General features: G+C 74.1%; 16 protein-coding genes. 12 read left to right on the top strand and 4 right to left on the bottom strand.

Going from position 1 to position 23,331, the window contains the following annotated elements; genetic code table 11:
• Positions 1-20: 20 nt before the first annotated feature.
• From D7231_RS23895 to D7231_RS23865, 7 genes are all read left to right on the top strand, one after another.
• Positions 21-2,072 carry a hypothetical protein gene (locus D7231_RS23895; protein WP_120757593.1) on the top strand — a complete coding sequence of 684 codons (2,052 nt, stop codon included), beginning with the start codon at positions 21-23 and terminating at the stop codon, positions 2,070-2,072.
• The gene (locus D7231_RS23890) at positions 2,072-3,922 is read left to right on the top strand and encodes a TOMM precursor leader peptide-binding protein (RefSeq protein ID WP_120757592.1); all 1,851 of its coding nucleotides are present in this window, start codon (positions 2,072-2,074) and stop codon (positions 3,920-3,922) included. Before D7231_RS23895 ends, D7231_RS23890 begins: the two co-directional genes overlap by 1 nt.
• Positions 3,919-5,547 carry a nitroreductase family protein gene (locus tag D7231_RS23885; RefSeq protein WP_120757591.1) on the top strand — a complete coding sequence of 543 codons (1,629 nt, stop codon included), beginning with the start codon at positions 3,919-3,921 and terminating at the stop codon, positions 5,545-5,547. The genes D7231_RS23890 and D7231_RS23885 overlap by 4 nt, the downstream gene beginning before the upstream one ends.
• Positions 5,544-8,069, top strand: a complete 2,526-nt coding sequence (locus D7231_RS23880; RefSeq protein ID WP_120757590.1) for a lantibiotic dehydratase family protein — start codon at positions 5,544-5,546, stop codon at positions 8,067-8,069. Before D7231_RS23885 ends, D7231_RS23880 begins: the two co-directional genes overlap by 4 nt.
• A 1-nt stretch (position 8,070) precedes the next feature.
• Positions 8,071-8,958 (top strand): lantibiotic dehydratase C-terminal domain-containing protein, encoded by an 888-nt coding sequence (locus D7231_RS23875; protein ID WP_158673808.1) that lies wholly within the window; start codon positions 8,071-8,073, stop codon positions 8,956-8,958.
• Positions 8,955-11,534, top strand: coding sequence for a lantibiotic dehydratase C-terminal domain-containing protein (locus D7231_RS23870; protein ID WP_120757588.1), 2,580 nt, complete (start codon positions 8,955-8,957; stop codon positions 11,532-11,534). The genes D7231_RS23875 and D7231_RS23870 overlap by 4 nt, the downstream gene beginning before the upstream one ends.
• A gap of 79 nt (positions 11,535-11,613) precedes the next feature.
• A complete protein-coding gene (locus D7231_RS23865; RefSeq protein WP_120757587.1) occupies positions 11,614-12,951 on the top strand; it encodes a cytochrome P450 in 1,338 nt (445 codons plus the stop codon).
• 59 nt (positions 12,952-13,010) lie between these two features.
• On the opposite strand, the gene D7231_RS23860 is transcribed toward D7231_RS23865, so the two are convergent.
• From D7231_RS23860 to D7231_RS23850, 3 genes are all read right to left on the bottom strand, one after another.
• Entirely contained in the window at positions 13,011-14,081 is a 1,071-nt protein-coding gene (locus tag D7231_RS23860; protein WP_120757586.1) for a ligand-gated ion channel, read from the bottom strand.
• Positions 14,082-14,190: 109 nt separating this feature from the next.
• The gene (gene bla / locus D7231_RS23855) at positions 14,191-15,120 is read right to left on the bottom strand and encodes a class A beta-lactamase (protein ID WP_120757585.1); all 930 of its coding nucleotides are present in this window, start codon (positions 15,118-15,120) and stop codon (positions 14,191-14,193) included.
• A gap of 47 nt (positions 15,121-15,167) precedes the next feature.
• The gene (locus D7231_RS23850; protein ID WP_241999883.1) at positions 15,168-16,751 is read right to left on the bottom strand and encodes a penicillin-binding transpeptidase domain-containing protein; all 1,584 of its coding nucleotides are present in this window, start codon (positions 16,749-16,751) and stop codon (positions 15,168-15,170) included.
• A gap of 202 nt (positions 16,752-16,953) precedes the next feature.
• On the opposite strand from D7231_RS23850, the gene D7231_RS23845 reads away from it, so the two are divergent.
• Together D7231_RS23845 and D7231_RS23840 are read left to right on the top strand one after the other, a co-directional pair.
• Positions 16,954-17,907 carry a LysR family transcriptional regulator gene (locus D7231_RS23845; RefSeq protein WP_120757583.1) on the top strand — a complete coding sequence of 318 codons (954 nt, stop codon included), beginning with the start codon at positions 16,954-16,956 and terminating at the stop codon, positions 17,905-17,907.
• Positions 17,904-18,794, top strand: coding sequence for a serine hydrolase (locus tag D7231_RS23840; protein ID WP_120757582.1), 891 nt, complete (start codon positions 17,904-17,906; stop codon positions 18,792-18,794). The genes D7231_RS23845 and D7231_RS23840 overlap by 4 nt, the downstream gene beginning before the upstream one ends.
• 115 nt (positions 18,795-18,909) lie before the next feature.
• On the opposite strand, the gene D7231_RS23835 is transcribed toward D7231_RS23840, so the two are convergent.
• Positions 18,910-19,653 carry a siderophore-interacting protein gene (locus tag D7231_RS23835; RefSeq protein ID WP_120757581.1) on the bottom strand — a complete coding sequence of 248 codons (744 nt, stop codon included), beginning with the start codon at positions 19,651-19,653 and terminating at the stop codon, positions 18,910-18,912.
• Between the two features lie 202 nt (positions 19,654-19,855).
• On the opposite strand from D7231_RS23835, the gene D7231_RS23830 reads away from it, so the two are divergent.
• From D7231_RS23830 to D7231_RS23820, 3 genes are all read left to right on the top strand, one after another.
• Positions 19,856-21,400: an FAD-binding oxidoreductase gene (locus tag D7231_RS23830; RefSeq protein ID WP_120757580.1), complete on the top strand. Its 1,545-nt coding sequence runs from the start codon at positions 19,856-19,858 to the stop codon at positions 21,398-21,400.
• 177 nt (positions 21,401-21,577) lie between these two features.
• Entirely contained in the window at positions 21,578-22,066 is a 489-nt protein-coding gene (locus D7231_RS23825; protein WP_199739440.1) for a winged helix-turn-helix domain-containing protein, read from the top strand.
• Positions 22,067-22,231: 165 nt separating this feature from the next.
• Complete coding sequence (locus D7231_RS23820) at positions 22,232-23,248, top strand: 3-dehydroquinate synthase (RefSeq protein WP_120757579.1); 1,017 nt, start codon at positions 22,232-22,234, stop codon at positions 23,246-23,248.
• Positions 23,249-23,331: the final 83 nt, after the last annotated feature.

The following is a 23,331-nucleotide window of genomic DNA, read 5'->3' as shown; positions in this document are numbered from 1 at the left end:
CCGAAGCCTGGAAGGGAAGCATGCAGAGTCCGGTGATTTCGGAGCACGCCCACCCGCTCCCGGAGGACGGCTCGCGGCCCAAGCTGCGCAGTGACGCCCTGTGGGTGCCCCACGACGACGGCGCGTTCCTGCTGTGCAACGCCTCGTCGCTGACGATCCGGGGCAAGTCCTCCTACGAGCTGGTCAGCAGGATCGCGCCCCATCTGGACGGGACGACGGAGGTGGGCCGCTTGCTGTCCGGCCTGCCCCCCGCCGTGGCCGCGCAGGTCCGCGCACTGCTGAGGCGGCTGGCCGAGGCCGGTTTCGTACGCGACGCCGCCGTCGACCGGCCGCACGGCCTGACCGGCCGGGAACTGACGGACTACGCCGGAGAGCTTTCCTTCATCGAGTACTTCCGTGGCTCGCCCGCGGCCCGCTACGAGGCCTTCCGGGACACCCGGGTGCTGTGCGTGGGATCGGGCATGGTCTTCGACGGATTGCTGCGCGCATTGGTGCAGCTGGGCAACCGTCGTACGACTGCCGCCGTGACGGGCGGTGCTCCGGCGGTCGCCGGCGTCGAGTCGGCCCTGAAGCCGGTGCTGGCGGCGGCGCGGGAGCGGGACGCCGGCATGGGCGTACGAACGGTTCCGCTGTCAGTGCCGCTGCCCGGCCCCGGCGAAGAGGACTTCCCGGCCGATGGGCTGATGCACCTGATCGGGGCGAACGACTTCGTCCTGCACTTCGCCGACGACTTCGGCCCGGGCCTGGCGCGGGCGATCGACGAGTCCTGCGCCCGGGCCGGCGTCACGGTGCTGCACGGCGCGGTCCAGGGTGACCAGGTATGGCTGGGCCCTCTGTGCGGACCGGACGACGCGGTGCGCGGCCCCGGCCTGTGGGCGAGGACGGGAGTGGACGGCACCGGGCCGCGCAGCGTGTTCCTCACCGAGTCGACGGCCCGGATCGTCGCCGCCCAGCCGGCCTTCGCCGCGTTCAAGGTGATCACCGGGGTGCCGGCCGAGGACTTCCGTGAGCGCGTGGTCCGGGTGGACCTGGCGACCCTCATCACCGAAGAGGTGAGCCTGCACGCGCTGGACCTGCTCCCCGCCGGCGCCGAGGCCGCGGCGCCGCCGGCCGCGGGCTGGGCCTCGGCCGCACCGCCACCGGAATCCGAGAGCACCGTGCTGTCGCAGGCTTTCAGCCGGCTGGTGGACAGCAGGGACGGGCTGATCCGGGATGTGGACGAGGGGGACCTGACGCAGATTCCGCTGCACCGGTGCCGGGCGGAAGTGGCCCCGCTCGCCGGGCCCGGCCGGGCCGTCGCCGCCGAGGGGGACGGCCTCGACCTGCTGTCCGCCCGGGTCACAGCGGTCCTCGCGGCCGCGGAGTCCGCCGGCCTCCGGGCCGTCCTCGATCCCGCGGGTGGGGAGCCCGCCGTTCCCCCGGCCGCCGAAGCCTTCGACCTGGTCACCGCAGCGCCGGTGCGGCTCTCGTCGCACGATGTCAGGGCCTGGCGGGACGACGGCGCGCCGGTGGACACCGCCTCGGCGGCGGACTGGGACGACGCAGTGGCGTGCGCGCTCGGCCGGGTCGCCGCGCGTCTCCTGCGCACCGGACCGCGGGACGAGGGTACGGAGTGCGTACCGGTCGGCCCGGACGTGCCGCGGCTGTTGAGCATCCTGGCCGCTGCCGGACACCGGCCCGTGCTCCGTACGCTCTACGACGCCGAGGGCTTCGCGATCGTGCGGGCCGACTGCGGTGCCGGCCTCACCGGGGTCGGAAGCGCGACGTCCGCACCCGCCGCGGGCACCGACGCACTGTACGACGCGGTCCGGGCCCTGCACGAGAGGGTCTTCGACGAACCACTGCGTTCCCGCGCCCTCCGGCAGGAGGCCGGCGGTGCGCCGCTGCACGCCCGTACGGAGGGGGCGACGGCTGCCGCCCGCGCCGCCCGCTGGCTGGAGGCCTCACTGCCGACGGCGACCCGGCTCGTGGCCGTACCTCTGGAAGTGCACCCGGTGCTGCGACGGGTCGGCCGCGTCCACTGTGCCGCGGTCGCCGTCGTCCCGGCCGCCGACCGGGCGGTGACGTCGTGATGACCGAACCGCTGCTCATGCCGGTGGTGCACCTCCTCCCGGGGCCGCCGGGAGAGGAGGAGATCCGGCAGGCCGAAGCGGAGGTGGCCGCGGGCCGCACGGTGGTGTGCTCCTGGTGGGAGCCGGGCCGGATCGTCGTGGGCCCCGCCATGGGCACCGGCGTGCCGGGGTGCCTGCGCTGTTTCGTCACCCGGTGCGCGGCGTGCCGTCCGGAAGCGTTCCCCAGGATCCGGGAGCGGGCGGGCGAAGGCTCCGTCACCTTCGCCGACCGCCACGCCCTGCTGACGTCGATGACCGATGATCTCGTGCGGCAGTGCATGACCCGTGACGCGAAGGAGCAGCGCCCGCACCGTGCCTTCCTGACGCTCAGGCTCAAGGACTTCAGTGTGACACCGGGCCGCTTCCTGCCGGTCCCGTTGTGCCCGGTGTGCTCGGACGCACCGGACGACGCGCCCCCGGCGGAAGCAGAGTTCGACGTACCGATTCCCAAGCGCGCTCCCGGCCACTACCGTTCCGCCGACCTGGTGCAGGACGCGGAGCGGTTGCGCAAGCTGTACGTCGACGAGGACGCCGGACTCGTCCGCCGGCTGCGCCGCAGCGCGCACGGGCTGTTCCCGACGGCGACCGCCCCGACGGGGATCCAGGCGGCCGCGTCCCAGGAGATCGGCTTCGGGCGCCAGACCAGTTATCTGGCGGCCGAGGTGACCGCGCTCGCCGAGGGGCTCGAACGCGCGGGCGGCGTCCAGCCCGGCGGGCGGCGGACGGTGACGCACAGCAGCTGGGCGAGCCTGCGGGCGGACGCCGTGGACCCCCGGCGATTCGGTCTGCACGACCCGGAGCAATACCTGATCGAGGGCTTCCCGTTCCAGGAGTTCACCGAGGACCTCGAACTGTCCTGGGTCTGGGGCCGGTCCCTCGTCCGGGAACGTTCCGTCCTGATACCCGAATGCCTCGCCTACTACGAACCGCTGTACCGGCCGACGGGCCGGCCGGTCCTCGCCTACGAGATCTCCAACGGGTGCGCCCTCGGCGCGAGTCCGGCGGAGGCCGCCCTGCACGGGATCTTCGAGATCGCCGAGCGGGACGCCTTCCTGCTGACCTGGTACAGCCGCCTCAGCCCCGTCGAGGTGACGCTCGACCCGCGCCGGGACACGGAGCTCGCGCTGATGGCCGAGCGCATCGAGTGGCTCAGCGGCTATCGCGTCCGGCTGTACGACATCACCAACGACCTCGGCATCCCCGCCGTCTGGGTTCTCGCCGTGGACGAGGCCGGGCGGGCCGGGCAGCCGCGGGCGCTGTGCGCGGGCGGAGCCCATCTCGACCTGCGCCGGGCATTCCGCTCGGCCCTGCTCGAACTGGCACCGTTCACCGCGGAGTTCCCCCCGGCCTACCGGTCCCAGCGGCACCGCGTCACCGCCATGCTGGAGGACCCCGGCCAGGTCCGGCACATGGAGGACCACCGGCTCCTGTACTGCGCGCCGGAGGCCTTCGAGCGCCTGGAGTTCCTGCTGCGGCCCCGGGAGCGGATGTCCCTGGCCGAGGCCGGGCAACGGCACCTGCCCCCCGACCGCCACCTCGACCTGCGGCAGGACCTCAGCGACGCCGTGCAGCGCATCGCACATGCCGGGCTCGACGTCCTGGTGGTCGACCAGACCACGCCCGACCACCGGCTCGGGGGCTTCCGCTGCGCCAAGGTGCTGGTGCCCGGCGCCGTCCCGATGACCTTCGGGCACTGGGCGCGCCGCCTGAACGGACTCGAACGGTTGCTGCACACCCCCGTGGCCCTCGGTCAGGCCGCCGCGCCACTGACCCGGGCCGACCTCAACCCGCACCCGCATCCGTTCCCGTGAGCACCCGCCCCCTCACCGGCGCGCCTCCGGGCGGCGCCGCCGAACAGTACGCGGAGCTGACCTTCGACCGCATGCCCTCGGTGGTCCCCCGCGGATTGCCGGCCGAACCACCGCCGTGGGTCCGGGCCACCGGCGGGTACGCGTACGAGTGGATCCGGCCGCTGCCGGGTTCGGCAGCCGACCCCTTGGTGGACTGGTCGGCGGCTTCCCCCGCAGCGCCGCCCGCGCCCTCCGGGCCGGGCGGGAGCCGGCGGGAGTCCGGTGCGCCGCTGGACCTGCGGGCCCTGTCCGGACTCCTGGCGCTCGGCGCCGGCGTCACGTGCGTCGAATTCGGGCCGCAGTCGTCGTGGCCGCGGCACCGCATCGCACCCTCCGCGCGCTGTGTCTTCCCCTGCTCCGTCCGAGTCGTCGGCCGGGGGCCGGGCGGAGCGGAGCCGGACGTTGCCCACTACCACCCCGAGCACCATCAGCTGCGCGGCCGGGTCCCGTTCCGCCACCGCCGGTGGACGTCGGTCGACTGCGTGGTGACCGCCGCTCCGGGGACGACGGGTGCACACTACGGCGACTACGCCTACCGGCTGGTCTGCCAGGAGGCGGGGCTGCTGCTGGGCAGTCTGCTCCTGGCCGCACGCACCCTGGGGCTACGGGCGGATGCCGTCCCCTGGTGTCCGGACGAGATGGACCGGCTGCTGTCCCTGGACGGCCGGTGCGAGTGCTCCATGGCCATGGTCCGGCTGTCCGGCTCGGTGACCGGCGTGACTTTCCCCGGCCCGGACGTCCAGGGGCCACGGGTGCGGCGGCCCTGCGAGCCGGTCGAGGACCTGGGTGCCCTGTCGGCGGCGGCCCACCGCGAGTTCGCCCGTACGCGACCCCGTGCAGTGTCGTCCGGTGCTGCCTCCGGAACGCCGGACGCATCGGTGGGCGGACCACCGGCGGGGCCGCCGGACACGGCGGGTGCTCGTAGCCCGGACACGGCGGACGGACCACCGGCAGGACATCCCCCTGCGGCAGCGGGCCCCGTACCGGTGCGGCTGCCCTGGCGGCGGGTGGGCACGGCCCGCGACTCCGGCGATCCGGGGTTCATCCCCTCGCCGCTGCCGATCGCCGCCGACGCCCTGGAACGGCTGTGCTCGGCGGCCCTCACCACCGCGTTCCCCGTCTTGTGGCACGGCCTGCCACCTGTGGCGTTGCTCGTCGCGCGGAGGAACGTACCGGGGGCGGACCACGGCCTGTTCCGCTACGACGGGACCGCGCCGGCGCCCGCCCGGCGTCTGCTCCCGGGCACGGCCGTCACCCCGTTCCTCCGCGGCTGCCAGATGGTCGCCTCCACCAACGGGCACCAGGCCCCCGCCACGGTGTTCATCACCGTCGACCTCGACCGGTGGCTGCGCCACGACGCCGCGCGCGCCTACGCCGACCTGCACCTGCGGAGCGGGGAAGCCGCCCAGCGCCTGCTGATGGCGGCGAGCGCGGAGGGACTGATCGCCCGGATCCACAACGGCTTCCTCACCGGCCCGCTGCGCGAAGCGTGCGGCCCCGGCCGATGGATCGCCCCCTTCGCCGTGCTCGTGAGCCGTCGGCGGCCCTCGGCGCGGTACCGCTTCGTCCTGGACGGAGGACTGTGAACGAGTCGATGACGGTGAACGAGCCGGGGACGGTGAACGAGCCGAGGTCCACGGCCTTCGTGGTCAGAGTGCCCGCGTTCCCCGCCGACACCGTGGACGCGCTGCGGTCGCCTCCGGCGGCCGACGCGCTGGAACAGTGCCGCGCCGCGCGGGAAGCGGCCCGCGTCCAGGCCGAACGCTGCTCCGAAGTGCTGCACGCCGTGGTCGGCACCCTGCCGCCCGGCCGCGACCGGGGCGCCCTCTTGGAACTGCGCCGCTCCATCCACACCGGGCGTGCCCTCCGGGCCCGCCGGCTCGCGGAGAAGCTGGTGTCCCTGCTGTCGCCCGAGGCCGAGGAGGCCGTGCGCCACTGGGGGCGACTCGTAGAGAGTGCCGAACGAGCCCGGGAGCGGGCCGAGGACGTGTGGGAGGACGAACTCGGGCGCACCGGCGCCGCCGCCGTCCGCACCGCCGGTCTCGTTCCGGTCACCGCAGAGCTGATCCGGTCGGGCTCCCCGCTCGCCGGGGCCCTGAAGCAGGCCGTGACCGGCCTCGACCGGGGTACCCCGCCCGGGACTGACACCGCGCTCAGCGCCTACGCATTCGTTGCGCGCGCCTCGCTGAAGAGCACACCGCGCGGGACACTGAGCGCCTGGGCCCACGGCAACTTCCACAGCGGCTCCGACGGGTGGGCCGGGGACCCCCGGCCGCGCGCCCACCACGCGGAGCTCAACGCCTTCATCTGCCTGACGCTGCTGCGTCAGCTCGCACCCGGCGAGCGCCTGGTCGTCAACCCCAGCACCGTCGACGCGGACGGGGCGCTGTACGCGGTCACCCCCGACTGCGACGCGGTCCGCCGTGTCCGGCTCGATCCCGCACTCCGGCACCTGCTGACCGCCTGGCCGGACGAGGGCCGCAGCAGGCACGATGCCGCGCGGGCTCTGGCCGGCATCACGGGACTCGGCAGGGAGAAGGCGCCGAACGTGCTGACCCGGCTCGTCGACGCCGGGCTGCTGGTCGGCGCCGACGAGACATCCCTCCAGCATCCCGACCCGCTGCGCGCCGCCGCGCGGCGCACCGATGTGCCCGGGCCCGCGGCCACCATCCTGACCGGAGTGGCGGACGCCGCCGACGCCACGACCCGGCCGGAGAGCGTGGCGAGCACCCTGCCGGAGCTGACCGGCACCCTGCGCTCCTTGAGCGAGCCGCTCTCCTGGCCCCCCGGTGTCCTGGCCCACGGCGCGCCGGTCTACGCGGACACCGTGCTGCGGTCCGGGCGGCTCACACTGAACGAGGAGCAGTGGCAGGGACCGCGCTCCTCGCTGCGGGCCGTGGCCGGGTGGATCGGTCACGCCGATCCGTGGGCCGCCGCACGCGCCCGCGCGGAGGCCCACCTCGCCGGCGCGTTCGGCGCGCACCGTCCCGTCCCCCTGACCGTCGCCCTGCACGAACTCGTCCGCGCCGCCGGCGCCGGCGTCCCCGGCATCGACGAACTGTGGAGCGGAGAGTTCCGGCTGCCGCCGGCGGAAGATCCGGGGCTGCGTGCGCTGCGCCGGATCCTGTCGTCGACGCCCTCCGACGACGGCGTCATCCGGGTCGATCCCGTGCCGCCGGCCCCTGCCCGCCCGGACAGCCTCACCACCCGCCTGGCCTTCTACGGCCATCCGGTGCGCCTGGCCGGACGGCCGGTATTCGTCGTCAACTCGGTCGAGGACGGCTGCGGACGGGCCGACGCACACGTACGTCGCATGCTCGGCCGGCTGGGCGCGGACGGCGAGGAACTCCGCTCCTGGCCGGACGGCCGCCCGGCCCCGCTGCCCGGCTTCCACGACGTGGAGCTCGCTTCGGTCGCGGACAGCAACGTCAACCTCCGGGCCCGGGGAGCGGTTCCGGAGCTGGTGCTCTCTCAGGGAGGGGCGTCCCCGGGACCGTTCACCGCCGGGGAGCGGCTCGACGCGCGGGACTGCCACGTCGTCGCGGGGGACGGCAGGCTCATGCTGCGGCACGGGGACCGGCGCCTGCGCCTCGTGCCCCGGGGCCGCATGGCCGACTTCCACTACCCGCCGGTGCTGCGACTGCTGCTGCGCATGTTCGGGCCACCGCCCGAGCACCGAGTCCAGCCCGTCATCGCGCCCGAAGGACGGCTGACGGAGGAGGGGTGCCGGATCGTGCCACGCGTCGAGCTCGGCGACGTCGTACTGATGCGGCGCACCGTCATCACCGAGTCGGAAGAGGTCCCCCGGCGCGCCACGGGCGAGAGCCTGCTGGGCTACGCGGAACGCATCGACACATGGCGACGCCGGTGCGCCATACCCGCCTGGTCGTTCGTCCGCGCCGTCAACGGCCCCGGGGCGAACAAACACCGCAAGCCCATGCCGATCGATCTCGCCTCACCGCTCGGAGTCCTGCAGATCGAGCGGATGACCCGGCGCGACGCCACGCGACTGCTCTTCCAGGAAGTGCTCCCGGACGCGTCCCAGGCGCCGGTCGACGGGAACGGCGGCCGGTGGCCGGCCGAGGTCGTCTGGGAGGTGGATGTCTGACATGCCCACTGACACGTCCGCCGGAGCCGAAGCGGCACCGACATGGCTGTCCGTCCATGTCCACGCCCACAGCGACCTCGACCGGCACCTGGGGCACCTGGCCGGGCTGCTGCACCGCACGGCCGCCGGAACCGGCGCCCGCGCGTGGTTCTTCCTCCGCTACTGGGAGAGCGGCCCGCACGTCCGCCTGCGCGCGCTGTGCCCGTCGGCCGGGCAGTGGGAACGGGCCCGGTCGGAGCTGAGCGCGGCCGCCGAGCGGTGGGCCCGGGAGAACCCCGAACACCGCCCGCTCACCGACGCCGAGTACGCCGAGACGTCGGCATGGATCCTGCGCCGCGAGACGACGGGCGCCCCCGCCGCGCCCCTGCTGCCCTCCCGCACCGTACGGGTCGAGCCGTTCTCCGGCGCCTGGATGCCGGACGCGCCCGCGTGCACGGAGCAGCCGGAGACCCTGGCCTTCCTCACCGCCTCAAGCACCGTTGCCCTGCGGCTGCACCGGGACCACGACTGGCAGGCCAGGGCGCGGCACGCCGTCGACGTCCTGCGCGCGCTCCTGGCCGCGCCGGCGCAGCCCGTGCCGCCGCCGGCAGGCCCTGGAACGCCACCGCTCACCGACGCCTTCGCACAGTGGGCGGAACGGCTGGCCGGCACGGAGACCCCGGAGGTGCGGCGCCGCAGCAGCCTCGCCCTCGCGGCCGCCTGGCCACCGCCCTCCCGGGCCGGCGTCGCCATGGCGACGCGGTGCCTCGCCGTGCTGTCGCCCGGCTCGTCGGCGCGGCCCCTCCTGCACGCCTGGCACACCCACTGCAATCGCCTGGGGCTGAACCTGCTCGAAGAGGCAGCAGCGGCCTGGACAGCCCTGGCCCTCACCGCGGAGGTCCGTGGATGACCGAGACGTCCGGCCCCGCCGTATGGCTGGACCACCGCCTGTTCCACCGGGCCGACCCCGACGGGCTGCTCACCGCGCTGGTGGGGCCGCTGCTCCGGGACAGCGCACGGCACTGCCGGTACCAGCACTTCTTCCGCGAGTGGCAGGGCGGCCCCAACATCCGGGTATCCCTGCTGGTCGGCAAAGGGCACGCCGGCCACGTCGCGGCCCGGCTGCGCGACCGGTGCGCGGAGTATCTCGCCGGGGCGCCGGCGGACTCGCAGGACGACGGACGGGGGACTTCCCCCGAAACCCGGCGGGCTCTCCCCGCGGACCTGGCCCTGCGTGAAGGCGCCGCCGACGACCTGCCGCCGCAGCCGGACAATTCCCTGCTGGCCGTGGAGCACCCCGACCGCTCCGCCGTCCTGGGCGGCCCGGGCGCCGTCGCTCTCTTCGACCGCTTCCACCAGCTGTCCACCCGGACCGCCCTGGCCACCCTCACCGGAGTCCGGTCCGGGGCGGGCGAGCGGCCCGGTGGTCATCGTGCACGCGCCGCCGTCACCCTCATGCTCCACTTCGCCCTGCGGTTCCCCGGCCCCCTGTGGCTGGGCGGAATGTCCTACCGTTCCCACGTCGAGGGAGCGGTCATGGAATCTCCGCGCCCGGACGAACTGCGCCGCCGGCTCGCCCGGTTCGGCGACCGGTGGACACCGGCCCTGCAGCCGCTCGCCGAGCAACTGCTGAGCACCGGAGCGGGAGCGGCGGAGCACGGCGAGGAACTCCCCGGCATGGCGGACTTCCTCGACGGCGTGGAGGAGCTCGTACCCGACGCCCGGGCACTGCTCGCCGCGGACGGACTGCGCCTGCCGCTCGCCGGCCGGAACGGCGAGACGGCCTGGGACGACGCCGTGCTGCGCCGCAGCCCGTTCCACAGGAACCTTCAGCGAGACCCCCGCTGGGCCGTGGCCGCCGCCCAGGATCCCGTCCTGCGGCTGCACCGCGTGCTGATCAACTGGGGGTATCTGCACATGACGCGGCTCGGCGTCGTACCGGCCCAGCGCCTCGCCCTCTGCCACGTCGTCGCGGAACTGGTCACGCGGTACGGGGAGACCAGGGCCTATCTCGGCCCCGGCGCCCGGGATCTGGCCGCCGGCGCCCCGGGGAGCATCGCGCTGCGCTACGCGCGGGAGAACCGCACCGGTGCGCGCATCCCCCAGGACGTCGACTGGTCGCGGCTCCCGGCGGAGCGGCCGGACGGGGAGGGCCGCCGGCTGGTTCCCCTGCCGAGCGCTCCGGCGGCGGATCCGGCGGGAGCCGGCGACGAGGGCGTGGTACGGCTCGCGTCGTTCCTGCGGCGCACCGCCGGAGCCTCGCGGCTGCGCTGGGAGGCCGGAGCCCGCTGCGGCGGCGAGCGCTTTCTCGGCCCTGTGCACCGGACCGTCTCCTCGGCCGGCCAGCGCTACCCGGCCGAGCTCCACGTGCTTCCTGGTGAGCCGCTGTCACGGATGCCCGCGGGCAGGTACGAGCCCGTGCACCACGCGCTGGCCGTACCGCGTGACGGCTCGCCGGCCCCCATGGGGACCGGACGCGGCGGGCTCGTGGTCGCCGTGACCCCCTGGCGGACCCGCTTCAAGTACGGGGAGTTCGCCTACCGCCTGCACGCTCTGGACGCCGGGGTCATGATCGGCCAGGCACTGGCCGTCGCCGAGGCGGACGGCGGGCGACTGCGGGTCCGCTACTGGTTCCCGGACGCCGAACTCGACCGCCGCATCGGTGCCGACGGCTCCCGCACCCGAAGCTACGCCGTGCTCGCGACCGCCCCGGAGACCGCTCCGGAATCCGTTTCGGAGGCGGCCCCGGAGGCAGGGATCAACGAGGTTCCCCGGAACACCGCTGACCGTCTGGAGACCGCCGCGCGCGGGGAGGCGGCCCCGCCCCGGGCGCCGGTCCCGCCGCTGCTGCCGCGACTGGCCGCGGGAGTGACGTCCTGGGCCGAACTGGCCGTGGAACAGCGCCGCCCCGACGCGTGGACGGACAGGCGCACTTCCATGGGATTCATGGGTCACGGCCCCTTGGAGCGTGCCGAATTGGCCCGCCTGCTGCAACGGGCCTGCGGTCCGTACGAGTCGGACCTGCCCGGCGGCAGGCCCTTCCCCCAGACGGCGTTCGTCGCGGCGATCGGCGCGGTCGGGGGCCTGGAACCGGGGGTCTACCTCGTCGCGGACGAAGGACGCCGGATCGGCCTGCTCAGCTCGGGGGACGCACGGGCCGCCCTCCAGCGCACCCTCGACAACGGGGTGTTCGACATCGTGCGCACCCCCGTCGTCCTCACCCTCCTCACGGATTACGAGGCGGCCCTGCCGTACTACGGTGACCGCTGGTACCGCATCCAGGGCATGGAGGCCGGTCTGGCGGTACAGCGCTGCTACCTGTCGGCCGCGGCCGGCTCACTGGCCTGTCAGGCGCACTGCGGCTACGACCCGGACCGGCTGCTCGACGTCCTGGGCCTCGCCGACCAACACCTCGAACCGGTCATCCAGCTGCTGATCGGACGCTCCCGCCCGGCCGGGCTCCACCACGAGATCCCGTTGTTCTGACACGGCACCGGACGCAGCACAGGCACGAGACGCATCAGAGGCACGAGACGTATCAGGGCACGACCGAAAGGCAGTCGCCATGACGACCAGTGAAGACGCCGGCACACCCGGAACCGGCAGCACGCCGCTACAGGCCTCCCAGGACTTTCCTCAGTGCCCCGCGGACCCCGGCGTACCGTTCGACGACGCCTTCCACACCGCCCCGCACGCCGTCCTCGCCTGGTTCCGCGAACAGCGGCCGGTTGCCGAGGTGAGCCTGCCCAACGGCCTGCGGGCCTGGCTGCTCACGCGCGACGACGACGTGCGGGCGGCGCTCGGCGACCACCGCCTCGTCCACGACACCCGGCGCTTCCCCGAAGCGTGGCGGAGCCTCGACTGGAACTCGCCGGCCGGCGACATGATCTCCGCATACGGCCGGAACCTTTCCAGCGCGGACTCACCGGAACACGAGCGGTATCACACGGCCGTCGCCCGGGCCTTCACGGCCCGGCGCACCGAGGAGCTGCGGCCGCGGGTCCAGCGGACCGTGGACGCGCTGCTGGACCGGCTGCCCGCGGACGAGCCGGTGGACCTGCTCGGGCAGTTCGCCGTACCGCTGTCGGTGACGATGATGTGCGAGATCGCCGGTGTACCGGAGCCCGACCGCCCGGACTTCCTCGACTTCGTGCGCCGCACGGTGTCGATCGACGACGACAACGACGGTGCCGGGCTGCGCGCGTCGGCGATGCGGACCTTCGAACTCCTCACCGCCTACGTGAGGGAACGGAAGGGCGGTTCCGGTGGCTCCGGCGATTCCCACGGCGACCTGATGGGGGAGGTGACGGCGCAGGCGGAGCGGGAGGGCATTCCCGAGGAAGACGTGGTGACCGTCCTGTTCCACCTGTTCGTCGCGGGCTTCGACACTACCGGGGCGTTCATCGGGAACATGGTGCGCGGGCTGATCGACCGGCCCCGCCTCATGGCCTCACTGCGCGAGCATCCGGAGCGCCTGTCCGGCGCCGTCGAGGAGTTCCTGAGGTTCGACGGCTCGGCGCGGATGGGGGTGTGGCGGTTCGCGGCGGAGGACATCGAGCTGGGCGGCCGGCGGATACCGGCCGGCAGCCTGGTGATCGTCTCCTTGGCGGCGGCCAACCGGGACCCGGCCCGGTTCGCCGACGCCGACACCCTCGACCCGGACCGGGAAGACGTGGCCGGGCACCTTGCGTTCGGACGGGGCCGCCACCGGTGCACGGGGGCGGCGCTCGCCCGCGTGGAGGCCGAGACGGCCGTCGGCACGCTCGTCCGCCGCTATCCGCAACTCCGTCTCGCCACCGAGGAGCCTTTGCGGCGGCGGGTCGTGGTCACGCTCCATGGTCTTCGCCGGCTCCCTGTCGTTCTGGGCCCTGCCGCGACGGGGCCGGGTCGGACCACCTCATGAGCGAGGACCGGGGGTGAGGCGGTACGGAGCGCAGCAGGGACGACGGCGGCGTCCCGCTGTCATCGGCAAGCCGCCAGGAGGACCAGTGCCCCGCACGCTGCGACGTAGGCGGCGAGGCCGCACCAGGCTCCTCGGTGGCTGATCCGTTCCGCGAGGGTGGTGCTGCCGCCGTGGGAGGTCCAGCGCCAGGCCAGGACCGTGCCCGCCACGGCGACGAGGAGGAACGCGAGCGTGGTGAGGTGGAGCCGGTCGATGAGCGTCAGTCCGTCGGCGCTGGTGACCACGTCGCTGGCCTGTTGCATGTTGAGGACGACCACGAACAGCCCGCCGCCCAGGACGCCGAGCCTGTTGTGGATGCCCTCCAGCCGTGCCGTGGTCTCCAGCTCCTCGTGGCGGGTGGAGACGAGGAAGGTGGAGACGGCGATGAGGACGGCGAGGTAGAGGGGGATGGTCAGTTTCCAGAAGATGGTGGGATCGGAGCGTTCGAGGTCCATGCGGATGTGCACCTGGTCGTAGGTGCTGCCGTTCTTGAGACTGTGGTCGCCGTACGTGGTGGTGTAGTGCTTGGTGGCGCTGACCAGCCGGAAGCCGGTCAGCCGCCAGCCCTGAGGGCGGATCTCCGGGTTGGTCTGCGCATCGGCGTTGTTCACGGTGAACCGGAAGTGGTCCGTGTCGTCCGGCGCGGTCAGGATCACCTCGATGCGGTGGTGGTCGAAAGGGAAGTCCCGTACGTCCCACGCCTGCCGGAAGCTGGACTGCACCCGTACCTGGTCCAGTACGTGCCCGTCCTGCTCGATGATGTTCGGCTCGGAGGTGCCTGGGTCGTCGGCATTGGCGAAGGAGATCTTGGGCAGCGGGTCGGCGCGCCGGTCCGGGCAGATGGTCCAGATCCACAACCGGGCGGAGAACCTGCCCTTGGCGGGATCGATGTCGTACAGGTCGCTGACGTAGGCGCTCAGCTCGCACCTGACGGGGGCTGCGCGGCCGGCCGGGGCGGCGGCGGTTGCCGCTGCGGCCGGGCCGGCGGCCGGCAGCCAGAGGGCGCATGCGGTGCTCAGCACGAGCAGGATGACGGCCGCGATGGGGGATGACAGGGGGAAGGCGGCTTCGTGCCGCGGTTCCATGGCCATATGGGCCTAGGCTTCCCGTCTCCGGCCGGGCGGGAACGGTCGCGCGGACGCACGGGTCGTTGCGGGGGACGCGACGTTTGCTCCGGCGGACGGAAGCCGCGGCGACGGGTCAGGCGAGGGCCTTGACGGCGGCTTCGGCGGCGCGGGCGATGAGCGTGTCGTCCCGCTTCGCGTCCTGGGCGCCGCGGCTGGAGAAGACGGCGATGACGATCGGGGCGGCGGCCTTGGGAGGCCAGAGGACGGCGACGTCGTTGCGTGCGCCGTAGCCTCCCGATCCCGTCTTGTCGGCCACCTGCCAGCCGCCGGGGACGCCTGCGCGGATGAGCGTGTCGCCCGTGGTGTTCCGCTTGAGCCAGTCGGTCAGGATCGATCGCTTGTCCGGGGCGAGCGCGTCACCGAGGACGAACGCGCGCAGGCCGGCGGCCATGGCGCGGGGGGTGCTGGTGTCGCGGGGGTCACCGGGGGTGCCTTCGCTGAGGTCGGTTTCGTAGCGGTCGGCCCGCGTGACGCGGTCGCCGGTCGCGGCGAGAGCGTCCTGCAGGCCCTTGGGGCCGCCGAGTTCGTCGAAGAGGAGGTTGGCGGCGCCGTTGTCGCTGTAGCGGACGGCGGCGTCGCACAGTTCCCGCAGGGTCATGCCGCTGTCGACGTGCCGGGTGGTGACCGGCGAGTGGCCGACCGGAACGTCGTGGCTGTAACGCACCAGCCGGTCGAGCTGCTTGAGGGAGTTCCTCTTCAGCACGGCGGCGGCGAGGAAGGCCTTGCAGACGGACGCGTACGCGAAGCGCTCGTCGGGCCGGTTGGCGACGGAACGCCCGCTGCCGGTGTCGACGGCGTACACGCCCAGCCTGGCGTCGTACCTCTTCTCCAGCTCGCCGAACGCGCGCTCGGCCTCCAGGGCGCTGCCGTGCGATGCCGCGGGCGGCGGCGCGGAGGCGGGAGCGGTGGTCCGGGGAGCCGTGGTCCGGCAGCCGGTGAGGGGGAGGGCCGCGAGTCCGGTCAGGGTGGTGATGACGGAGCGTCTTGTGGGGGAGTGGTTCACGGGGTGATGGCCTTTCGGGTCGGATACGGCAGCCGGTGAGGGGTTGCTCAAGAACCGTCGGCGGCGGGTACGGCGGCCAGTACGTCGTGGACGATGGGGACGGCGGAGGCGCTGCCGCTGAGGCCGCCTTCCACGACCGCGGCGACGGCGATGCCGCCCCGGTGGGCGGCGACCCAGCCGTTGTTGGGGGCCTGCTCGGAGACTTCGGCGGTGCCGGTCTTCGCGCCGACATCACCGGGCAGGTCCGCCAGGCCCCGGGCGGTGCCGTCGGTGACCGTGGCGCGCATCATGGCGCGCAGCCGGTCGACGACGTTCTTGGGGAGGGGCGTGGTGGTGGTCGTGCCGCGGGTGTCGCGGGTGCCGGGGAGGAGGGTGGGCTGGCGGAACGTGCCGGAGGACGCCGTCGCGGCGACGGACGCCATGGTCAGCGGGTTGCCCAGCACCTTGCCCTGCCCGATCATCGCGGCGGCCTTCTCTGTCTGGTCGCCCGGCGGGGGAGCGGCACCGTCGAAGGAGGGGATGCCGATGTTCCAGTTCTGGCCTATGCCGAAGTACTTCTTGGCGACGTCGCCCGCTTCCCGGTCGCCGAGCTTGTCGCGCAGGCTGATGAAGGCCGTGTTGCACGACTCGGTGAAGTCCTCGGTGAACGTGGCGCCCCGGTGCTCGGCCAGCTCCATGTTGTGGAACTGCTTGCCGACCGTCAGGTACTTGGGGCAGTCGACGACGGTGCCGGGCTCGACGGCGTTCTTGAGCAGCAGCGCGCTTGTCGTGACGATCTTCCAGGTGGAGCCGGGCGCGTAGGTGCCGGAGACGGCACGGTTGAACCCGGAGGACGGGGAGTTCGCCACGGCGAGGATCTCGCCGGTGTCGGCGCGCAGGGCGACCAGGGCGGCGCTCTTCCCGCGGCCCTTGGAAGCGAGGGCCTTCTCGGCGGCCGCCTGCCACGCCGGGTCGATCGTGGTGCGGACGGGCCCGTCGCCGGTCCGGGCGGGTGCGGCGCCGAAGGTGGCTTCCGTGCCCTTGCTCTCTCCCGACACGCGATCGACGAGCCGGATCGTTCCCCGGGGGCCGCCCCCGGCGGCCTTGCCGAGCTGGGCGACGACGGGCGCCAGGGAGGGGTACGTGCCGCCGGACAACGGGGCGCCGCGGCGGTCGGTGACCGGGACCGTGCCGGCGTCGTCGCGTTCCAGACGGAACTTGTCGGTGCTGTTCAGCTTCGGATGGACGAGGGCGAGGGTCCAGTCCACCTTCCACGTCCCGTCCTGCTGTTTGCGCAGCGGGAGCTTCGAGGCGTAGGTCCAGGTCCCCAGGCCGGCGACGGGCATCTTCGCGGTGAAGGGCACGGTGACCGTGCCGTCCCCGGCGGCGGTCGCCGTCGCGGCGGTCAGGGCCGGCTTGCGGATCTCCAGGCCGGCGGTGAAGTTCCGCAGCGTGGTTTCGGCCTGCCCGGGGCTCGTGGTGCGGCTCCCCGCCTCCGCCATCCTGCCGGCCGCCCAGTCGGCCAGGAACGCTCGTGCCTGGGTCGCGGCCGCGGGGTCGGAGGACGCGGTGCCGGAAGCGAAGGGGCCCCACCCGGCCGCGTACGCCCCGCCGGTGGCCGCGGCGAGCGTTCCCGCCGCCGCGAAGGCCACGCGAGCCGTACGGCGTCGCCGCCGGCTGCGAGGGGCGGCGGCGGTGCGTGCGGAAGTGCCTGCGGAAGTGCCTGCGGCGGTTGGTGCAGTGGTGTGCGAAGGCTCAGAAGGTTGCATGGCCCGAGAAGAGCAGCACCCGCACCCGTCCGTCCAAGATCGATATCAATATCCGATTGATTAATCTGCGATATAGTTCCTGCTTGTGGACCTGATACGCCACCTACAGTGCTTCGTGGCTGTTGCAGAAGAGTCACATTTCGGCCGGGCCGCCCAGCGCCTCGGCATGGCCCAGCCTCCCCTCTCGCAGCGCATCCAGCGCCTGGAGCGGGAGCTGGGAGTGCGCCTGTTCGAGCGCACCAGCCGGCAGGTCACGATCACCAAGGGCGGCACCCTGCTCCTCGACGAGGCCCGCGAGATACTGGCCCGCTCCGAGGCCCTCATGGCAACGGCCCGCCGCATCCGGGAAGGCCGCAGCGGACTGCTGCGCGCCGCCCTGCCGCCCGACCTCGCCGCCGGCACCGTCGCCGCGATCCTCGCCGGCTTCCAGCGGCAGCACGGCGGAGTGGAACTGGAACTGCACGAACTGCCCACCGCCGACCAGCTCGCCGGGCTCGCCTCGCACGACCTGGACGTGGGGCTCCTCCGCCATCCCTGCGACGTCGCCGGGCTGGAGCTCGGCCCCGTCCTGCGCCACGAACTCGGCGTGCTGCTGCCCCGGCACGCCCCGGCCGCCCGGTCCGGGACGGTTCCGCTCACCGCCCTCACCGGATACGACCTGATCCTCTTCCCCCGCGCCCAGGCCCCGGCCGTACACGACGACCTGCTGACCACCTGTGCCCGGCACGGCTACACCCCCGCCGCGGTCCGCCACGGCCAGGGCCCCAGCTTCACCCGCGGCCTGATCCTCTCCTCCCGCGCCGTCGCCTTCGGCCCGCGCGACGCCCACCCCGGCCAGGACCCGGACATCACCTGGCGCCCCCTCGCCGGCGCCCCGCTGACCCTGCGCCACTCCGCCGCCTGGCCGAAGGGGCGCGGCGACGCCGCCGCCCTGGCCTTCGCCGACACCGTCACCGACGCCCTCGCCGCCACCGCCACTGCCGGCGACCTGCCCCCCAGCCCCCTGCACCTGCGCCCCGCGGCGGAGTACTGGATATGACCGAGACCCCGGCCCGTACGCGCGGCCGCATCCGCGCCGCCTTCACCGAAGCCGGCGTCACCGGCTGGCTGCACGCCGCCGACATCGACTCCGGAGCCCAGCTCGACGTCGGCGCCGACCAGCCGGTCGTCACCGCCAGCGTCCACAAGCTCTGCGTGCTCGTCGCCCTCCACCAGCAGGCGGAAGAAGGCCTGCTGGACCTCTCCGAGCAGACGGTGTGCCCGCCGCCCGGCCGCACCCCCGGCCCTACGGGGCTGGCCGCCATGCTCGACGAGGTCCGCCTCTCCCTGCGCGACGCCGCCTACCTGATGATGGCCGTCAGCGACAACACCGCCGCCGACCTCCTCCTCCGGCGCGTCGGCCTGGACGCCGTCAACCACACCACCCGGCGCCTGGGGCTCACTCGCACCCACGCCGTCCACACCTTCGGCGACTTCCTCGCCCTCCTGAAGGAGGACACCGGCCCCGGGGGCCCTCAGGCACTGACCGACCCCCGCGTCGTCGCCGGGCTCCGCGTGCTCGACCCCGCCGCCACGAACCGCAGCACCCCGCGCGACATGACCCGCCTGCTCGGCGCGATCTGGCGGGACGAAGCCTGTGCCCCCGAGTACGCCGCGTCGATGCGCCGCCTGCTGGGGCTACAGGTCTGGCCCCACCGGCTCGCCTCCGGCTTCCCCTTCGACGACGTCCACGTCGCCGGCAAGACCGGGAGCCTGCCCACCGTCCGCAACGAGGTCGGCGTCGTCGAATACCCCGACGGCGGGCGCTACGCCGTAGCGGTCTTCACCCGAGCCTCCAGCCCCGCCGCGGTCCTCCCCCCGGCCGACGCCGTCATCGGCACGACCGCCCGCATAGCAGTCGACGCCCTCCGCGCCCGCACAACCTGACACGGCGCCCCCGACGGCCGGGACCGCCCCCGCCACGGCCTTCGCCGGGGACGCAGGCAAACGCGTGCACGGCGACGCGTGGACCATCGCGCGCCTGGGTCATGCGCCGTGACGTTCAGTGGATGCCGCTCTTGCCCGGTGTCCAGTGGGTCTGTGTTTTGATCGCGTACCGCGGCCAGCCCCGCTCGGTGACGAAGTGGCGTAGCACCGCCCGGCAGGTCGCTGCCTCTCCCGCGACGTAGGCGACGCCCGGTCCCGGTGGCAGTTCCAGTCGGCGGACGGCTGTCACCAGTACCGGTGAGGCGGCGGCCGAGGCGCGGCCGCGGTGCACCCATGGCAGTGTCCGCGCGCCGTCCGGCGCCGGGAACTCGGCCTCCGCGCCCGTTGTCTCCAGTACCCCGTGGGTCACGGCCCCGGGCGGGAGTGCGTCCAGCATGGTGAGCAGCGGCACCGCTCCCGTCTCCTCGCCGACGAAGACGTGGTGGCGGGCCCGCGGGTCGAGGACGATCCGGTTGCGCGGGACGCCGGTCCGTACGCGCTCGCCCGGCGTCACGGTGCCCGCCCACGCGCAGCCCGGGCCGCCCGGGTGGTGCAGCGCGATTCGCAGGGTGAGCGAGGCGTCGGCCGGGGTGTGCCGCCACACCGAGTACGTCCGCAGCACAGGGCCCTGCACGCCGCCGGGAACCTCCACGGGGAGGTGGGCGCCCGGCTTGCTGGCGGACCGGGCGAAGGCGGGGCCGCGCAGCGTGATGTCCGTCATGCCGGGCACGGCGGACCGCACCGCGGTGACCTTCGCCTCCAGCAGCCGGTCGTCCCCGAAGCGCCTGCCGCGATACCCGCTCCGCTCCGCCTGGTACATGTGCTCCGCCCTCCGCCTCCGGCCGCCGCTTCGGCTTCCGCTTCCGGTGTCCCTCCCATTGTGCGGAACGCCAAGTGCCGCTTTCTTTCACCCCGCTGACAGGAGCGGAGGCACGGGTGATCCGGCCGGGCATCCTGTGCCGTGGTTCCCGTGATCGCTTCCCGCGCGCCCGGGCGCGCGGGCCGGCAGATGGAGAGGCAGCATGCTCGACAGGCGGACTGTGCTACGGGCCGGGGCGGTGGCGGCGGCCGCTGCCGCGGGTGCCGGTGCGACCGGCCCGGTGGCCGCAAGTCCGGCGGGTCCGGCCGCGCGGCGCACCGGCGGAGGCGTCGACTGGAGCGAGCTCGGGCGCCGCCTGTCGGGCAACCTCGTCCTGCCCTCGGACAGCGGCTACGAGCGGGCCAGGAAGCTCTACAGCGGCCAGTTCGACGGGATCCGGCCGCAGGCGGTGGCCTACTGCCGCGGCGAGGCGGACGTACGGACGACGCTCGCGTTCGCCCAGGACCACGGCCTGCCCCTCGTGCCCCGCAGCGGCGGGCACAGCTTCGGCGGATACTCCACGGGCGAGGGCATCGTCCTGGACCTCTCGCGGCTGAACACCGTGGCGCTGACGCCCCGGAACACCGTCGTCATGGGGGCCGGCACCCAGCAGGTGGACGCCCTGACGGCGCTGTCGCCGCGCGGTGTCGTCGTGGCGGGCGGCAACTGCCCGGGCGTGTGCCCCGGCGGGTTCGTGCCGGGCGGCGGGCTGGGCTGGCAGACCCGTAAGTTCGGCATGGCCTGCGACCGCCTGGTCTCGGCCCGGATCGTCCTGGCCGACGGGCGGACCGTCACCGCGTCCGCCGCCGAGAACCCGGACCTGTTCTGGGCGACGCGCGGCGGCGGAGGCGGCAACTTCGGCGTGATCACCAGCCTGGAGCTGCGGCCCACGGACGTGCCCACCCTCGTCACCTACAACCTCACCTGGCCGTGGGAGGCCGCGCAGCGCGTCGTCGAGGCGTGGCAGCACTGGATCATCGGCGGCCCCCGGGACCTGGGCGCCGCCCTGGCCGTGCAGTGGCCGGACGCCGGGAAGGGCGCCCCGGTGGTCGTCGTCACCGGCGCCTGGCTCGGCGCGGCGGACGCCCTCGACCCCGTACTGGACTCCCTGGTCGCGTCGGTGGGCCGGGCGCCCGCCACGCGGTCGGCCCGGCGGATGTCCGCGCACGACGCGATGATGGCGCAGTACGGCTGTGCCGAGCTGTCGCCGGAGCAGTGCCACACGGTCGGCTACTCGCCCGAGGCCGCCCTGCCCCGGCAGAACTTCTCCATCGACCGCAACCGGCTCTTCTCCGCGGCGATCCCGGCGCGGGGCGTCGAACAGATCCTGGAAGCCTTCGCCGCCGGCCCCCGGGCGGGGCAGTTCCGCTTCCTGAGCTTCTTCGCCCTGGGCGGCGCCGCCAACCGCCCCGACCGCTCCACCACGGCCTACGTGCACCGCGACACGGAGTTCTACCTCGGCTTCTCGATCGCCCTCAACAAGCCGGACTACAGCCACGAGGACGAGGCCGCCGGCAGGGCCTGGGCCGCGCGCGGGCTGCACACCCTCGACCCGTACTCCAACGGCGAGAGCTACCAGAACTTCATCGACCCCGAGCTGGCCGACTGGAAGACGGCCTACTACGCCGAGAACTACGGCCGGCTGACCGCGGTCAAGCGCGCCTACGACCCGCACCGCTTCTTCTCCTTCGCCCAGGCTGTCGGCTGACCGGCGCGCGCAGGCCGCCCGCAGCGCGTGCCCGTCACCCGCAGCGCCCGTCGGCCGACCGGAGCGCGCCCCCGCCTCCGTGCGCCGTGGACTTCCGTGTGATTGAGTGAAGTCCGTTTCAACGGTGAGCAGTTGAGGTGAAGGGGGCGCGCGTTGCCGTTACTGCCGGGAGAGAAGGTGGAACTGATCCGCTGGCCGGCGGAGTCCGACCGCCGGGAGCGCTGCCGCGACCGGGGAGTCATGCGGATCCTGGTGCTGGAGGCGGGTGCCGAGGCGCCCGCCAGCCCAGACCTCCGGGAGGACTGGGTGCGCGCCCCCATCAGCCCCGGGGACCTCCGGGCCCGCGCCGAGGCGCTGCGCATGCGGGCGGCCGAGGAAGCCCGGCCCGTGGTCGAGCCCAACGGCGTGCTCCGCTTCCGCCGCCGCTCCGCCCTGCTCTCGCCGACCGCCGCGCACCTGGTGGCCCGGCTGGCCGAGTCCTTCACCGAGGTCGTCGCCCGCGACGCCCTGCTCGCCCCGCGGCCCGGCCGCCCCGCGCTCAGCCGCAACGCGCTCGACCTGCACATCATGCGCATCCGCCGCCGGCTGGCGGCCCTGGACCTGCGCGTGCGCACCGTCCGCGGCCGCGGCTACGTCCTGGAGGCCGCACACCGGGCGGAGCACTGAGTCGGCCCCGTACCGACCCCGCACCGACCGCGCGCCGGCGCGCACCCGTAAGCGCCGGCGTCCCCACGAGCGAGGAGGCCCGCCGTGCCGCAGTCGCAGCCCCAGCCCGAACCCCGACCCCAGCAAAGCCCCGCCGAACGCCCCGGCCCCGTCAGTCGTGTCGACGTGCAGCTGGGGGAGCGTTCCTATTCCGTCCACGTCGGCCCCGGGGCCCGGAACCTCCTGCCGGAGGTCGTGGCGGTACTCGGCGCGCGGCGCGCCGCAATCGTCACTGCACGGCCGCCCGAGACGGTGCCCGACCCCGGCGTGCCCTCGACGGTCATCCCGGTGCGCGACGGGGAGCGGCACAAGACCCTGGCCACCGTGGAGGACCTGTGCCGGAGGTTCACCGCCTTCGGCATCACCCGCCACGACGTGGTCGTCTCCTGCGGCGGCGGGACGACCACCGACACGGCCGGGCTCGCGGCCGCGCTCCACCACCGCGGCGTGCCCGTCATCCACCTGCCCACCACGCTCCTGGCCCAGGTGGACGCGAGCGTCGGCGGCAAGACCGCCGTCAACCTGCCCGAGGGCAAGAACCTCGTCGGCGCCTACTGGCAGCCCGCCGCCGTGCTGTGCGACACCACCTACCTGGAGACGCTGCCCGCCGAGGAGTGGACCAACGGCTACGGCGAGATCGCGCGCTGCCACTTCATCGGCGCGGGCGACCTGCGCGGGCTCGCCGTCCACGAGCAGGTCACCGCGAGCCTGCGGCTGAAGGCGTCGGTCGTCTCGGCCGACGAACGCGACACCGGCCGCCGGCACATACTCAACTACGGCCACACCCTGGGCCACGCCCTGGAGACCGCCACCGGATTCGCCGTCCGCCACGGCGTCGGCGTGGCCATCGGCACGGTCTTCGCGGGCCGGCTGGCCCTGGCCCTCGGCCGCATCACGGCCGGCCGAGCGGAGGAGCACGCCCAGGTCGTACGGGACTACGGTCTGCCCGGCGCCCTGCCGGCGGACGCCGACCCGGCCGTGCTGATCACCCTGATGCGGCGCGACAAGAAAGCCGCGGGTGACGGCCTGGCCTTCGTCCTCGACGGGCCGCACGGCGCCGAACTCGTCCCCGGCGTCCCCGAGGACGTGGTCCGGCGCGTCCTCGACGGAATGCCGCGGCAGGGCGGGCCCGCGAAGCCGTAACAGGAAGGCCGTAAGGGCGAGGCCGTCCGCCCCCGCGCCGGGAGCCGGCGACGCAGGGGCGGACGGGCGGACAGGCCGCGGAC

Source organism: Streptomyces klenkii (assembly GCF_003626645.1).
Classification (GTDB): domain Bacteria; phylum Actinomycetota; class Actinomycetes; order Streptomycetales; family Streptomycetaceae; genus Streptomyces; species Streptomyces klenkii.
This window is presented reverse-complemented; position numbering and strand designations above follow the sequence as displayed.

Excerpts from the sequence above, each read along its gene's own strand:
- D7231_RS23895 (WP_120757593.1), top strand. The coding sequence starts at position 21 with ATGCAGAGTCCGGTGATTTCGGAGCACGCCCACCCGCTCCCGGAGGAC.
- D7231_RS23890 (WP_120757592.1), top strand. The coding sequence starts at position 2,072 with ATGACCGAACCGCTGCTCATGCCGGTGGTGCACCTCCTCCCGGGGCCG.
- D7231_RS23875 (WP_158673808.1), top strand. The coding sequence starts at position 8,071 with ATGCCCACTGACACGTCCGCCGGAGCCGAAGCGGCACCGACATGGCTG.
- D7231_RS23870 (WP_120757588.1), top strand. The coding sequence starts at position 8,955 with ATGACCGAGACGTCCGGCCCCGCCGTATGGCTGGACCACCGCCTGTTC.
- D7231_RS23865 (WP_120757587.1), top strand. The coding sequence starts at position 11,614 with ATGACGACCAGTGAAGACGCCGGCACACCCGGAACCGGCAGCACGCCG.
- D7231_RS23860 (WP_120757586.1), bottom strand. The coding sequence starts at position 14,081 with ATGGCCATGGAACCGCGGCACGAAGCCGCCTTCCCCCTGTCATCCCCC.
- D7231_RS23840 (WP_120757582.1), top strand. The coding sequence starts at position 17,904 with ATGACCGAGACCCCGGCCCGTACGCGCGGCCGCATCCGCGCCGCCTTC.
- D7231_RS23835 (WP_120757581.1), bottom strand. The coding sequence starts at position 19,653 with ATGTACCAGGCGGAGCGGAGCGGGTATCGCGGCAGGCGCTTCGGGGAC.
- D7231_RS23830 (WP_120757580.1), top strand. The coding sequence starts at position 19,856 with ATGCTCGACAGGCGGACTGTGCTACGGGCCGGGGCGGTGGCGGCGGCC.